We start from the raw sequence: 12988 nt of genomic DNA, 5'->3' as shown, positions 1-12988 counted from the left end.
CGACATGTGTGCCGCGACCGCCCGGAGCATGCGCCTGGCGCTCCTCACAGACACTGAATCTATCCACACGCTAATCATGAAAATCGCTTTTGTCTTTCCTGGCCAAGGTTCTCAAGCAGTCGGCATGCTGGATGCCTGGTCTGGCGTGGCCGCGGTCACCGACACCGTCGCGCGCGCTTCGCAGGCGCTGGGGCAGGACCTGGGCGCGCTCATCGCGCAGGGGCCCGCCGAACAGCTCAACCTGACCACCAACACCCAGCCCGCCATGCTGACCGCCGGCGCCGCGTTCTACGCGGCCTGGTGTGCCGCGGGCGGCCGCAAGCCGGACGTCGTGGCCGGCCATAGCCTGGGCGAATACGCCGCGCTGACCGCCGCCGGTTCGCTGGCGCTCGAAGACGCCGTGCGCCTCGTGCGCGTACGCGCCGACGCCATGCAGGCGGCCGTGCCCGTGGGTACCGGCGCCATGGCTGCGATCCTCGGCCTGGATGACGACGCCGTGCGCGCCGCGTGCGCCGATGCCGCGCAGGGTGAAGTTGTCGAAGCCGTCAACTTCAACGCGCCCGCTCAGGTCGTCATCGCCGGCCACAAGGCCGCCGTCGAGCGCGCCTGCGAACTTGCCAAGGCAGCGGGCGCAAAGCGCGCGCTGATCCTTCCGGTGTCCGCGCCGTTCCATTCCAGCCTGCTCAAGCCCGCCGCCGATGTGCTGTCCGCTGCGCTCGCAGACGTCGCCGTCGCGGCGCCGCAGATCCAGGTGATCAACAACGTCGACGTGGCTTCGCCCACGGAACCCGGGGCAATCCGGGATGCGCTGGTGCGCCAGGCGTGGCATCCTGTGCGCTGGGTGGAAACCCTGCGCGCCATGAAGGCGCAAGGCGTCACGCACATCATCGAATGCGGTCCCGGCAAAGTGCTGGCCGGCCTGACCAAGCGCATTGATCCCGAACTTACCGGCCTGGCCATCACCGATCCGGCTTCGCTTGAGGCCGCGCTGGCAGCCGTTAACGGAAACTGAATAATGGATAACACCTCGACCGAACTGCAGGGCAAGATCGCGCTCGTCACCGGCGCCACGCGCGGCATTGGCCGCGCCATCGCCCTGGAACTGGCCGCCCGCGGCGCTACCGTGGTCGGCACCGCCACTTCCGAATCGGGCGCGGCCGGCATCACCGAAGCGCTGGCCCCGTTTGGCGGCCGCGGCGTGGTGCTCGACGTTACCAACGCCGAAGCCTGCGATGCGCTGATCGACGCGCTGGGCAAGGAAGGCGGCGGCCCGCACATCCTCGTCAATAACGCGGGCATCACCCGTGATACGCTGGCGATGCGCATGAAGGACGACGACTGGTCGGCCGTGATCGACACCAACCTGGCGTCGGTCTTCCGCCTGTCGCGCGCCGTTTTGCGCAGCATGATGAAGGCGCGCTGGGGACGGATCATCAACGTGACTTCCGTGGTGGGCTCCAGCGGCAACGCCGGGCAGGCCAACTATGCCGCCGCCAAGGCTGGCGTGGCGGGCATGTCGCGTGCGCTGGCGCGTGAACTGGGCAGCCGCAACATCACCGTGAACTGCGTCGCGCCTGGTTTCATCGACACTGACATGACGCGCGCGCTGGGCGAAAACCAGACCGCCGCGTTGCTGCAACAGATTCCGCTGGGCCGTCTGGGCTCGCCGACGGACATCGCCCACGCCGTGGCATTTTTGTCCGGACCGCAGGCGGGTTACATTACCGGCACCACCCTGCACGTCAACGGCGGGATGTATATGCAATAAATCACGAATCGCGCGGGGCGGCTTGCGCCGCCACGCTGCCGCCGGGAAGCCGGCGGCGCAGCGCGCGATTCACCGGAAACGCCGCACACGGATATCCCTGCGCCGCTCTCGGCGACAGAACCAGTGCGCGGTGTTATTTTTGTCACGGTCAGGCGTTGCATCGCTCCGCGCTTGGCTATAATTCGCGGGATTTTTCCCAATTGGAGATCTGCATGGAAAGCATCGAACAGCGCGTCAAGAAGATCGTCGCTGAACAACTTGGCGTCAACGAAGCCGAGATCAAGAACGAATCCTCCTTCCTTGACGACCTCGGTGCCGATTCGCTCGACATGGTCGAACTGGTCATGGCCCTCGAAGACGAATTCGAGACCGAGATCCCCGACGAAGAGGCCGAAAAGATCACGACCGTGCAACAAGCGATTGACTACATCAATTCGCACGGTAAGCAGTAAGCTCAGCCTATATCGTTCTGGTTGCCCGAGCTGACCTCGGCCAACCGGGAATCGGGGCGGTTTCAGGAATTTGCCGTGTGGTCCACCTGCGGGAAGGGCGTCGTATTGCCTGACCCGCTTTCGTGTGGTCCACACGCGCAGCGCATCCCGAAAACCGCCTTTCTTTTGTCTGTTTGAGGAGTCATCCGTGAAGCGACGTGTCGTCATCACCGGCCTGGGTATCATTTCTCCCGTAGGAAATGACCTGACCACCGCTTGGGACAATATCGTCAACGGACGTTCTGGCATCAGCCGCATCACCCGTTTCGATCCCTCGGCCATCACCACCCACATTGCCGGCGAAGTCAAAGACTTCGACATCAGCACCTACATTTCGGCCAAGGAAGCCCGCCAGATGGATACCTTCATCCATTACGGCCTGGCCGCCGGGATGCAGGCTTGGCGCGATTGCGGCCTGGAAGTCACCGAAGCCAATGCCGAGCGCATCGGCGTGATCGTGGGTTCCGGCATCGGCGGTCTGCCGCGTATCGAAGAAACCCAGGTCGAATACCTGTCCAAGGGACCTCGGCGCATTTCGCCGTTCTTCGTCCCGGGTTCGCTGATCAACCTGATTTCCGGCCATCTGTCGATCAACTACGGCATGAAGGGCCCCAGCTACGCCGTGGTATCGGCTTGCACGACGGGCCTGCATTGCATCGGCGATGCGGCGCGCCTGATCGAATACGGCGATGCCGACGTGATGATCGCCGGCGGCGCCGAATCGACCGTTTCGCCGCTGGGCATCGGCGGCTTTGCCGCGATGCGCGCCTTGTCTACCCGCAACGACGATCCTCAGACGGCGTCGCGTCCCTGGGATCGCGACCGTGACGGTTTCGTTCTGGGCGAGGGCGCCGGCGTGCTGGTGCTGGAAGAATACGAGCATGCCAAGAAGCGCGGCGCGCGCATCTACGGCGAACTTGCCGGCTACGGCATGAGCTCGGACGCCCATCACATCACGGCTCCGGACAAGGACGGCCCGCGCCGCGGCGTCATGAACGCCCTGCGCAACGGCGGCCTGAACCCCGAGGACATCCAGTACGTCAACGCGCATGGCACGTCGACGCCGCTGGGCGACAAGAACGAAACCGATGCACTGAAGCTGGCCTTCGGCGATCACGCCAAGAAGCTGGTGGTCAACTCGACCAAGTCGATGACCGGCCACTTGCTGGGCGCCGCGGGCGGCATCGAAGCCGTGTTCACGACCCTGGCCGTGTACAACCAGGTTTCGCCTCCCACGATCAACATCTTCAATCAAGATCCGGAATGCGATCTGGATTACTGCGCCAACGAGGCGCGGCAGATGAAGATCGAAGTCGGCCTGTCGAACTCGTTCGGCTTTGGCGGCACCAACGGCTCGATGGCCGTTCGCCGGGTCTGATTTGGAAGGCTCGGTCGGGGAACGTTGGGCGTTCCGCGTCCCTGTCTCGCAGCACAGGGGCGCCGCCGCGCTCTTCGGGCTGGCGCTGGCCGTTGCCGCGGCCAGCATGCTGACAGCGGCCGCGTGGCACGGGCAGGCCTGGGCGGCTATTGCGCTGCTCGCGTTTCTGCTCGTGCTGTCGGGGCTGTTACACTCGGCACGGAGCACCCCGTCCCCGGTAACGGCGCTACGCACGGCAACCGGGACTGGCCGCTGGCAGGTGCGCCGGCCGCAAGGCTGGCAAGATGCGCTGCTGGTGGACCAGCAGCGGGGTCCTGCCTGGCTGACGCTCACTTTGCAGCCCTTGCCCACCGGGAGTACGGCCTTTACCACTCGCAAAATCACTCTTACCGTCTGGCGCCAGACGCTGCGGTCCGATTCCTGGCGGCGCCTGCGCCTGCTCACGGGCGCGGCGCGGCGCGCGCGCCCGGCATTCCGTCCGCAGGAGGCCTCATGAGCGAGCGCGAAGTCGACGCTGAGCTCGTTGCACGCGTCCAGCGGGGCGACAAGAAGGCGTTCGATCTACTGGTGCTCAAGTACCAGCGCAAGATCCTGCGTCTGTTGGCCCGGATGATCCGCGACCCCGCCGAAATCGAGGACGTCGCCCAGGAAGCCTTCATCAAGGCCTATCGGGCCTTGCCCCAGTTTCGGGGCGAAAGCGCCTTCTACACGTGGCTGTACCGAATCGCCATCAATACGGCCCGCAATTGGCTCGCCTCCCAGGGGCGCCGGCCCAGCGCGCCAAATGCGATAGAAACGGAAGACGGTGAAACTTTTAACGAAACCGACAACCTAACCGATATAAGCACGCCGGAATCCATGGTTGCCAGCCGCGAAATCGCCGAAACGGTGAACGCGGCAATTGAGGAATTGCCTGAAGAATTGCGCACCGCAATTGTCCTGCGTGAAATCGAAGGTATGAGTTACGAAGACATCGCCCAGAGCATGGATTGCCCGATTGGTACGGTGCGCTCCCGCATTTTTCGTGCGCGCGAAGCCATTGCCACCAAGTTGCGTCCATTGCTCGACACCGATGTCGAGCGTCGCTGGTAAGGAGTGGCAGTCATGCAAACAGCAGCCAAATCCGTTGAGATCGCCGAGTCCTCCTGGGAGGAATCGGTCTCCGCCTGGATGGACGGAGAGGATTCCGACGATATTCTTCCCAGTCTGTTGTCCAAAGAGGGACGCCAGACCTGGGACACCTATCATCTGATCGGTGATTCCCTACGTAATTCCGACCTGGCGCTGACGCCGAGCGCGGCCTTCCAGGCCCGGCTGGCACGGGCGCTGGACGCGGAATTGCCCATCGTAGCGGCGCCCCGGCGCCGCTCGCCTTTGCGTCTTGGCCTGTCCGGCCTGGCCGTGGCGGCGGCTGTCGCGACGGTCGCCTGGGTGGCGCAGCCGTATGTGACGGGCGCACCGGCCACTGAGGTGCGCGTGCTGGCCGACGCCAGTTCCCCGGCTGCTGCCTCCGACGATTCGGGCTTGCGCGACTACCTGGAGGCCCATCGCCAGATGGCGGGTCCCAGCGCGGTGCGGCAGGTGTCGTTTGAAGCCGGAGCGGGACGTTGATGGCGCTTGTGCTTCCGTTACGCTGGCCGGTGCTGGGACGAGCCGCCTCATGGCAGGCGCACCGCGCAGGCTGGTTCGCCGCAACGCTCCTGACTGCTTTCCTGGCCGCGCATGAACCCGCGGCAGCCGCGGGCGCCACGCCCGCCGGCCAGACCGACGATGTCGTGCAGCTGCTTTCCCGCATCCAGCAGGCGGCGCGCAAGCAGGACTACGCCGGCGTCTTCATGTATCAGCAAGGCGAGATGATCCAGTCGTCGCGCCTTGTTCACGTGCTGGACGGCACGGGCGAGCGCGAGCGCCTCGAGATCCTCGATGGCCAGCCCCGCGAATACCTGCGCCACAACGACGACGTGCAGTGCCTGATCCCCGAGCGCAAGACCGTCCTGGTCGAGCGCCGCCGCGGCGACCGGTTCCCCGGTCTGCTGCTGGGCGATCCCGCCAATCTGTCCGAACACTACAAGATCCGCACCGAGCCGGCCCTGCATCGCGTGGCCGGCCGCGAGTGCCGCCTGATCACCATTGAACCGCTGGACAAGCTGCGTTACGGGTATCGTTTGTGCGCAGACGTCGAAACCAACCTGCTGCTGAAGGCCCAGACCCTGAACGCCTCCCGTGGCGTCGTCGAGCAGGTGTCCTTCACCTCGCTGCGGCTGGGGTCGGAAGTGGATCCGCAATCGCTGTCCTCGCGCTGGAACACGCGCGACTGGAAAGTGCTCGAGCCCAGCATGAAGCCCGTGGACCTGGCCGCGCAAGGCTGGCGCATCCCCGCGCCCAAGGGGTTCAAGGCCATCATGCAGGTGGCGCGCTCCATGGGGCGCGGGTCGCCGGTGAGCCAAATGGTGCTGTCCGACGGCCTGGCCGCGATCTCAGTCTTCATCGAACCGTACGATAACCAGCGCGGCCATCCGCCGCCGCATGGCGCGGCCCAGCGCGGCGCCATCAATGTCTACGGCGCGCGCATCGCCGATTTCTGGCTCACGGCGGTGGGCGAAGTGCCTGCGGCCACGCTGGAACAGCTTGCGCAAGCCACTGAGTACGTGCCTCCCGCACCCGCGGCAGCCGCACCGGCGGAGGCGGGGTCCAAGTGATCCTGCTCTTCCGCAAGCAGTAATTTCGGAGTCACTTATGAAAGCAATGACGGTCTCGAACGCTACTTTCCGGCGCTTTGTCGCGGCTGTCGCGGCGGGTGTGGTGCTGTCCGCCGCCTATGTTCCGGTTTCGATCGCGCAGACGCCGCCCGCAGCGGTCGGGCTGCCCGATTTCACGGCCATCGTCGAAAAGGCCGACCCCGCGGTGGTCAACATCCGCACCACCGCCACCGTCCCGGTGCGAGGCGGCAACGGCCCGGGCGGCAATGACCCCTACGAGCTGTTCCGGTGGTTCTTCGGGCCCGAGTTCCAGCCCCCGGGCGGCGGCCAGCCGACACCCAATCCGCGCCAGCGCCCGCAGCCTTCCCAGCCGGAAGAGCGCACCGTGCCGCGCGGCGTCGGGTCGGGCTTCTTTATTTCGGCTGACGGCTTCATCCTGACCAACAACCACGTGGTCGTGGATGCGACGGACATCTATGTCACGTTGACCGACGGTCGCGAGTTCAAGGCCAAGGTCATCGGCACGGACGAGCGCACGGACGTTGCGCTTATCAAGATCGAAGCCAAGGACATGACCCCGCTGGTCATCGGCGATCCCAAGAAGCTGAAGAAGGGGCAGTGGGTGCTGGCTATCGGTTCGCCGTTCGGCCTGGATTCCACCGTAACGTCGGGCATCGTCAGCGCCATCGGCCGGGATACCGGCGAATATCTGCCGTTCATCCAGACTGATGTCGCGGTCAACCCGGGCAATTCGGGCGGTCCGCTGATCAACCTGGATGGCGAGGCCGTGGGCATCAATTCGCAGATCATTTCGCGCAGCGGCGGCTTCATGGGCATTTCGCTGGCCATTCCGATCGACGAAGCGATGCGCGTGGTGGATCAGCTGCGCACCACGGGCAAGGTCACGCGCGGCCGCGTCGGCGTGCAGATCGGCGAGGTCGGCAAGGACGTGGCCGAAGCCATCGGCCTGCCCAAGGCCGAGGGCGCGCTGGTCAGCAGCGTCGAAGCCGAGGGTCCTGCCGAGCAGGCGGGCGTGCAGCCGGGCGATGTGATCCTGAAATTCAACAATGAACCGATCAAGCGCTGGTCCGACCTGCCGCGCATCGTGGGCGAGACCAAGCCGGGCACCCGCGCCGACATGGAAGTCTGGCGCAAGGGCAAGAGCGTGACGCTGTCGGTCAAGGTGGGCGAGATCCCCGCCGAGAAGACGGCGGCGGCTGGCAAGAAGCCGGCGCCCGCGCCCGAAGTCACCAATGCGCTGGGCCTGGGCGTGGTGGATGTGCCTGCCGACGTCCAGAAGAAGCTGCGCATCAAGGGCGGCGTGCAGGTGAAGGTTGCCGAGGGCGCGGCCGCGAAGGCGGGCCTGCAGGAAGGCGACATTGTGTTGGCTTTGAACGACACCGACGTCACCGGCGCGAAGCAGTTCGGCGAGCTCGTCGGCAAGCTGGACAAGACCCGTTCCGTCGGCCTCCTGGTGCGCCGCGGAGAGCAGACGCAATGGGTGGCCGTGCCGGCGTCGAAGTGATCGGGGCCTGCTGGCAGAAAAAATGGCCCAAGACCAGCTAAAATGGCTGGTTGCCACAAGAGGGGGCGCAGGGCGCCCCCTCGTTTTTGTCCGGGCATAGCCCGTCAGCGCCCTACACGTCGGCCGTGCGTACTCCGGCGGCGGTGTCATCCGGCAGTGTGCCGACCGTTCCGTCCCTTATAAATTCAAGCATGCAGCATATCCGCAACTTCTCCATCATTGCCCACATCGATCACGGCAAGTCGACCCTGGCCGATCGCCTGATCCAGCGCTGCGGCGGGCTGGCGGATCGCGAAATGTCTGCGCAGGTCCTCGATTCCATGGAAATCGAGCGCGAGCGCGGCATCACCATCAAAGCGCAGACCGCCGCCCTGCATTACAAGGCGCAGGACGGCAAGGTCTACAACCTGAACCTGATCGACACCCCGGGGCACGTGGACTTCTCGTACGAGGTCAGCCGCTCCCTGTCCGCGTGCGAAGGCGCGCTGCTGGTGGTGGACGCGTCGCAGGGCGTGGAAGCGCAGACGGTGGCCAACTGCTACACCGCCATCGAGCTGGGCGTGGAAGTGGTGCCGGTTCTGAACAAGATGGACCTGCCGCAAGCCGATCCGGATGGCGCGCGCCAGGAAGTCGAGGACGTGATCGGCATCGACGCCACCGACGCCGTGCTGGCCAGCGCCAAGACCGGCATGGGCATCGACGAGATCCTCGAAACCATCGTGGCCCGGGTTCCGGCTCCGAAGGGCGATCCCGATGCGCCGCTGCAGGCGCTGATCATCGACTCGTGGTTCGACAACTACGTGGGCGTGGTCATGCTGGTGCGCATCGTCAATGGCGTGCTCAAGCCCAAGGACAAGATCCTGCTGATGGCCTCCGGCGCCACCCACCTTTGCGAGCAGACCGGCGTGTTCACGCCGAAGTCGCAGCAGCGTCCGCATCTGTCCGCGGGCGAAGTGGGTTTCATCATCGCCGGCATCAAGCAACTGGAAGACGCCAAGGTCGGCGATACGGTCACGCTGGCCAACAAGCCCGCCGCCAGCCCGCTGCCCGGCTTCAAGGAAGTCAAGCCGCAGGTGTTCGCCGGCCTGTACCCGGTGGAAAGCTCGGAATACGACCAGCTGCGCGATTCCCTCGAAAAGCTCAAGCTCAACGACGCCGCGCTGATGTTCGAGCCCGAAGTCTCGCAGGCGCTGGGCTTCGGCTTCCGCTGCGGCTTCCTGGGCCTCCTGCACATGGAAATCGTGCAGGAACGCCTGGAGCGGGAATTCGACATGGACATCATCACCACCGCGCCGTCGGTGGTGTATGAAGTCGAGCAGCGCGACGGTTCCGTGATCACCGTGGAAAGCCCCTCGCGCATGCCCGAGATCGGCAAGATCCAGGACATCCGCGAACCCATCGTGAAGGTCACGCTGTTCATGCCGCAAGACTATGTCGGCCCGGTGATGACGCTGTGCAACAACAAGCGCGGCGTGCAGGTCAACATGAGCTACCACGGCCGCCAGGTCCACCTGGTGTACGAGATCCCGCTGGCCGAGATCGTGCTGGACTTCTTCGACAAGCTGAAGTCGGTGTCGCGCGGCTATGCCTCGATGGACTACGAGTTCCTGGAATACCGCTCGGCGGACGTGGTGCGCGTGGACCTGCTGATCAACAACGACCGCGTCGACGCGCTGGCCGTCATCGTCCACCGCAGCAATGCGCGCCACCGCGCCCGCGACGTCGTCACCCGCATGCGCGGGCTGATCCCCCGCCAGATGTTCGACGTCGTCATCCAGGCGGCGATCGGCGCGGAAATCATCGCGCGCGAAAACGTCAAGGCGCTGCGCAAGAACGTGCTGGCCAAGTGCTATGGCGGCGACATCTCGCGCAAGAAGAAGCTGCTGGAAAAGCAGAAGGCCGGCAAGAAGCGCATGAAGCAGGTGGGCAGCGTGGAAATCCCGCAGGAGGCGTTCCTGGCCATCCTGCAAGTGGAAGACAAATAGAACCAAAAAGAAGGCGATTAGCTGATGAGTTGGAACTTTGCCCTGATCTTGTTTGTTCTGCTGGTCTTGACCGGCATTATCTGGGTGCTTGATCTGGCGGTGCTGCGCAAGGGGCGCGAGCGCCGCGCTCAGGCCGCCATGGCGCAGTACGACGTTGCCCTGGTGGGCGACGCCCAGGAAGCCGAACGCCTGCGCCGCGAAGCCGGCGACGCCGCGCGGCGCGTGCCGTGGTGGATCGAGTACGCGGTCAGCTTCTTTCCCGTCATTCTGTTTGTCTTCATGCTGCGTTCGTTCGTGGTCGAGCCGTTTCGCATTCCGTCGGGCTCGATGCTGCCCACGCTGCAGTCGGGCGACCTGATCCTGGTGAACAAATTCAGCTATGGCCTGCGCCTGCCGGTGATCGACAAGAAGATCATCCCCATCGGCACGCCGCAGCGCGGCGATGTCTTCGTGTTCCGCTATCCGGTGGATCCGGACGTCGACTACATCAAGCGCGTGGTGGGCCTGCCGGGCGACGAAATCGCCTACCTGGACAAAAAACTGTACGTGAACGGTGAATTGGTGCCGCATGTGCGCGACGGCGACTATTTTGAGCCGGATCGTGTGTCGTATATTGCCCAATATAAAGAGAAGTTGGGCGACGTTGAGCACAAGATCCTGCTTGATGAAGGAAAGCCGCAGGAATATTCCCCGATGTGGCAATTTCCCAACCGCGGTAACTGCCAATACAGCCGCAATGGGGTACGCTGCAAAGTACCCGAAGGGAATTTTTTCGCCATGGGCGATAATCGGGATAACAGCGCAGACAGCCGGTACTGGGGCTTCGTGCCCGAATCCAATATCGTCGGCCGCGCTTTCTTCATCTGGATGAACTTCAGCGATCTCAGCCGTATCGGCCGATTCAACTGATTATGTCGCTAGCCACGCTAGAAAATCGCCTGGACCACCACTTCGGTGATCCGGCCTTGCTTGAACAGGCCCTGACGCATCGCAGCCATGGTGCGCGCCATAACGAGCGGCTGGAATTCCTTGGGGATTCCGTGCTGAACTTCGTCGTGGCGGCGATGCTGTTCGAGCGTTACTCCAAAATCGACGAAGGCGATCTGTCGCGCCTGCGGGCCAACCTGGTCAAGCAGGCGTCGCTGGCGGATATCGCCCAGCGCCTGGAATTGTCGCAGTACCTGCGCCTGGGCGAAGGCGAACTCAAGAGCGGCGGTTTCCGCCGCCCATCCATCCTGGCCGACACCGTCGAGGCGATCTTCGGCGCGGTCTTCCTGGATGCCGGGTTCGATGCGGCCCGCCGCGTGATCGTGCGCCAGTACCAGCCGGTGCTGGCGTCCGTGGATCCCAAGACCCTGGGCAAGGACGCCAAGACCCTGCTGCAGGAATTCCTGCAGGGCCGCAAGCTGGCCCTGCCGCTGTATACGGTGGTGGCCACGCACGGTGCGGCCCACAGCCAGCAGTTCGAAGTCGAATGCGCCATTCCGGCGCTCGATATCAAGGTGATGGCGCCCGGCGCCAGCCGCCGCGCCGCCGAACAGTCAGCGGCCAAGCTGGCGCTGGAGGCCGCGCTGGCCGTCAGCCCGGCCACCAAGGCTGCCCGCAAGTCGGGCAAGGCGCGCAAAACCGCGCAATTGTCGCTGCCTGTGGCAGTGGCTCAAGAGACTAAATGAGCGATACCCCTTTTCGTACCGGCTTCGTAGCCATCGTTGGCCGTCCCAATGTGGGCAAGTCCACGCTGACGAACGCCCTGATCGGTTCCAAGATCTCCATCGTGTCGCGCAAGGCGCAGACCACGCGCCACCGCATCCACGGTGTGCTGACGCGCGAGCACGAACAGTTCGTGTTCGTCGACACGCCCGGCTTCCAGACGCGCCACGGCGGCGCGATGAACCGCATGATGAACCGCGTCGTCACGCAGGCCCTGGCTGACGTGGACGTGGTGGTGCATGTGGTTGAAGCCGGCAAGTGGTCCGAAGGGGACGCCAAGCTGCTGCCGCTGCTGCCCAATCCGGAGCGCACGATACTCGTCGTGTCCAAGATCGACGCGCTGAAGAACCGCGACGACCTGTTCGCCTTCGTGTCCAAGATCATGGCGCAGCATCCGTTCGGCGCCGTGGTGCCGGTCAGCGCCACCAAGAACCAGCAACTGGACCAGCTGCTGGACGAAATCGCGTCGCGCCTGCCGGAAGGCGAGCCGATGTTCGAAGAGGACACGCTGACCGACCGCCCCATGCGCTTCATCGCCGCCGAGCTCGTGCGCGAGAAGATCTTCCGCCTGGTGGGCGACGAACTGCCTTACGGCTGCACCGTCGTCATCGAGCAATGGGAAGAGACCGCGAAGGGCGCCAGCATCAATGCCTGCGTCGTGGTCGAACGCGACAGCCACAAGCCCATCCTCCTGGGCACGGGCGGCATGCACATGAAGCGTATCGCCACGGAGGCGCGGCAGGACATCGCCAAGCTGCTGGACAAACCGGTGCACCTGGAGGTCTACATCAAGGTGCGCAAGGGCTGGTCCGACCGCGAGGGTGCGCTGCGCGATCTGGGATATGAGTAGAAGGGCGCCTCGCGTCCAGGATCGTCCCGGATTCATGCTGCACGCCACGGCGTGGCGTGAAACCTCCCTGATTGTTCAGACCTTCTCGCGCGATCATGGCTGCGTGGCCATGGTCGCCAAGGGCGCCAAGCGCCCGTATTCCGTCCTGCGTCCGGTGTTGTCCGCGTTCCAGCCGCTGCTGCTGTCCTGGACCGGCAATGGCGAAGTCAAAACCCTGACGCGCGCCGAGATCGCCGGTATACGGCCGCTGGCCGGGTCGGCCCTGATGTCGGCGTGGTACATGAATGAACTGCTGCTGCGCCTGCTCCCGCGCGAGGACGCGCATCCGCTGTTGTTCGACGCCTACGACATGGCCCTGCAGCAGTTGTCCGGAGGCACCCGCGCCGCCGGCGCACTGCGCCGCTTTGAATGGACCCTGCTGCGCGAAACCGGCTATGGCGTGGACGAGGCGACGCCCGATTTCGACGATCCCGTGATCGAGCCCGCGCTGCGCAGCGACCTGCGCGCGCGCCTCGCCGAGAACCTGGCTGGCCGTCCGCTGTCGACGCGGCGCGTGCTGCTGGACCTGCAACGCATCTGAAC

General features: G+C 64.8%; 14 protein-coding genes. All 14 read left to right on the top strand.

The genetic code is table 11. The features are described from left to right. The first annotated feature begins 76 nt into the window (after positions 1-76). The 14 genes from fabD (at position 77) to recO (ending at position 12986) form a co-directional block, all read left to right on the top strand. Positions 77-1012 carry an ACP S-malonyltransferase gene (gene fabD / locus KYC_RS11030; protein WP_008162004.1) on the top strand — a complete coding sequence of 312 codons (936 nt, stop codon included), beginning with the start codon at positions 77-79 and terminating at the stop codon, positions 1010-1012. Positions 1013-1015: 3 nt separating this feature from the next. Then, the gene (gene fabG, locus KYC_RS11025) at positions 1016-1768 is read left to right on the top strand and encodes a 3-oxoacyl-ACP reductase FabG (RefSeq protein WP_008162003.1); all 753 of its coding nucleotides are present in this window, start codon (positions 1016-1018) and stop codon (positions 1766-1768) included. Between the two features lie 212 nt (positions 1769-1980). Further along, a complete protein-coding gene (gene acpP / locus KYC_RS11020; RefSeq protein ID WP_003813816.1) occupies positions 1981-2220 on the top strand; it encodes an acyl carrier protein in 240 nt (79 codons plus the stop codon). Positions 2221-2407: 187 nt separating this feature from the next. Continuing rightward, positions 2408-3637: a beta-ketoacyl-ACP synthase II gene (gene fabF / locus KYC_RS11015; protein WP_008161990.1), complete on the top strand. Its 1230-nt coding sequence runs from the start codon at positions 2408-2410 to the stop codon at positions 3635-3637. Between the two features lies 1 nt (position 3638). Beyond that, a complete protein-coding gene (locus tag KYC_RS11010; RefSeq protein WP_008161989.1) occupies positions 3639-4133 on the top strand; it encodes a protein YgfX in 495 nt (164 codons plus the stop codon). Further along, complete coding sequence (gene rpoE / locus KYC_RS11005; protein WP_008161984.1) at positions 4130-4729, top strand: RNA polymerase sigma factor RpoE; 600 nt, start codon at positions 4130-4132, stop codon at positions 4727-4729. Before KYC_RS11010 ends, rpoE begins: the two co-directional genes overlap by 4 nt. 12 nt (positions 4730-4741) lie before the next feature. Beyond that, a complete protein-coding gene (locus tag KYC_RS11000; RefSeq protein WP_008161982.1) occupies positions 4742-5248 on the top strand; it encodes a sigma-E factor negative regulatory protein in 507 nt (168 codons plus the stop codon). After that, complete coding sequence (locus KYC_RS10995) at positions 5248-6336, top strand: MucB/RseB C-terminal domain-containing protein (RefSeq protein WP_008161980.1); 1089 nt, start codon at positions 5248-5250, stop codon at positions 6334-6336. The genes KYC_RS11000 and KYC_RS10995 overlap by 1 nt, the downstream gene beginning before the upstream one ends. 37 nt (positions 6337-6373) lie before the next feature. Next, positions 6374-7861, top strand: coding sequence for a DegQ family serine endoprotease (locus KYC_RS10990; protein WP_043518117.1), 1488 nt, complete (start codon positions 6374-6376; stop codon positions 7859-7861). 191 nt (positions 7862-8052) lie between these two features. Beyond that, the gene (gene lepA, locus KYC_RS10985) at positions 8053-9846 is read left to right on the top strand and encodes a translation elongation factor 4 (RefSeq protein WP_008161975.1); all 1794 of its coding nucleotides are present in this window, start codon (positions 8053-8055) and stop codon (positions 9844-9846) included. A 24-nt stretch (positions 9847-9870) separates the two neighbouring features. Continuing rightward, positions 9871-10755 carry a signal peptidase I gene (lepB, locus tag KYC_RS10980; protein WP_008161973.1) on the top strand — a complete coding sequence of 295 codons (885 nt, stop codon included), beginning with the start codon at positions 9871-9873 and terminating at the stop codon, positions 10753-10755. A 2-nt stretch (positions 10756-10757) separates the two neighbouring features. Further along, positions 10758-11519: a ribonuclease III gene (gene rnc / locus KYC_RS10975; RefSeq protein WP_043518115.1), complete on the top strand. Its 762-nt coding sequence runs from the start codon at positions 10758-10760 to the stop codon at positions 11517-11519. Then, on the top strand, positions 11516-12406 hold the full coding sequence (gene era / locus KYC_RS10970) for a GTPase Era (protein WP_008161968.1): 891 nt from the start codon (positions 11516-11518) through the stop codon (positions 12404-12406). Before rnc ends, era begins: the two co-directional genes overlap by 4 nt. Continuing rightward, entirely contained in the window at positions 12399-12986 is a 588-nt protein-coding gene (recO, locus tag KYC_RS10965; protein ID WP_008161966.1) for a DNA repair protein RecO, read from the top strand. The genes era and recO overlap by 8 nt, the downstream gene beginning before the upstream one ends. Positions 12987-12988: the final 2 nt, after the last annotated feature.

This window comes from Achromobacter arsenitoxydans SY8 (assembly GCF_000236785.1).
In the GTDB taxonomy this organism is placed as follows: domain Bacteria; phylum Pseudomonadota; class Gammaproteobacteria; order Burkholderiales; family Burkholderiaceae_B; genus Achromobacter; species Achromobacter arsenitoxydans.
This window is presented reverse-complemented; position numbering and strand designations above follow the sequence as displayed.

Bases quoted from the DNA above. Each gene is read 5' to 3' on its own strand.
- fabD (WP_008162004.1), top strand. From the start codon at position 77: ATGAAAATCGCTTTTGTCTTTCCTGGCCAAGGTTCTCAAGCAGTCGGC.
- fabG (WP_008162003.1), top strand. From the start codon at position 1,016: ATGGATAACACCTCGACCGAACTGCAGGGCAAGATCGCGCTCGTCACC.
- acpP (WP_003813816.1), top strand. From the start codon at position 1,981: ATGGAAAGCATCGAACAGCGCGTCAAGAAGATCGTCGCTGAACAACTT.
- rpoE (WP_008161984.1), top strand. From the start codon at position 4,130: ATGAGCGAGCGCGAAGTCGACGCTGAGCTCGTTGCACGCGTCCAGCGG.
- KYC_RS11000 (WP_008161982.1), top strand. From the start codon at position 4,742: ATGCAAACAGCAGCCAAATCCGTTGAGATCGCCGAGTCCTCCTGGGAG.
- KYC_RS10995 (WP_008161980.1), top strand. From the start codon at position 5,248: ATGGCGCTTGTGCTTCCGTTACGCTGGCCGGTGCTGGGACGAGCCGCC.
- KYC_RS10990 (WP_043518117.1), top strand. From the start codon at position 6,374: ATGAAAGCAATGACGGTCTCGAACGCTACTTTCCGGCGCTTTGTCGCG.
- lepA (WP_008161975.1), top strand. From the start codon at position 8,053: ATGCAGCATATCCGCAACTTCTCCATCATTGCCCACATCGATCACGGC.
- lepB (WP_008161973.1), top strand. From the start codon at position 9,871: ATGAGTTGGAACTTTGCCCTGATCTTGTTTGTTCTGCTGGTCTTGACC.
- rnc (WP_043518115.1), top strand. From the start codon at position 10,758: ATGTCGCTAGCCACGCTAGAAAATCGCCTGGACCACCACTTCGGTGAT.
- era (WP_008161968.1), top strand. From the start codon at position 11,516: ATGAGCGATACCCCTTTTCGTACCGGCTTCGTAGCCATCGTTGGCCGT.
- recO (WP_008161966.1), top strand. From the start codon at position 12,399: ATGAGTAGAAGGGCGCCTCGCGTCCAGGATCGTCCCGGATTCATGCTG.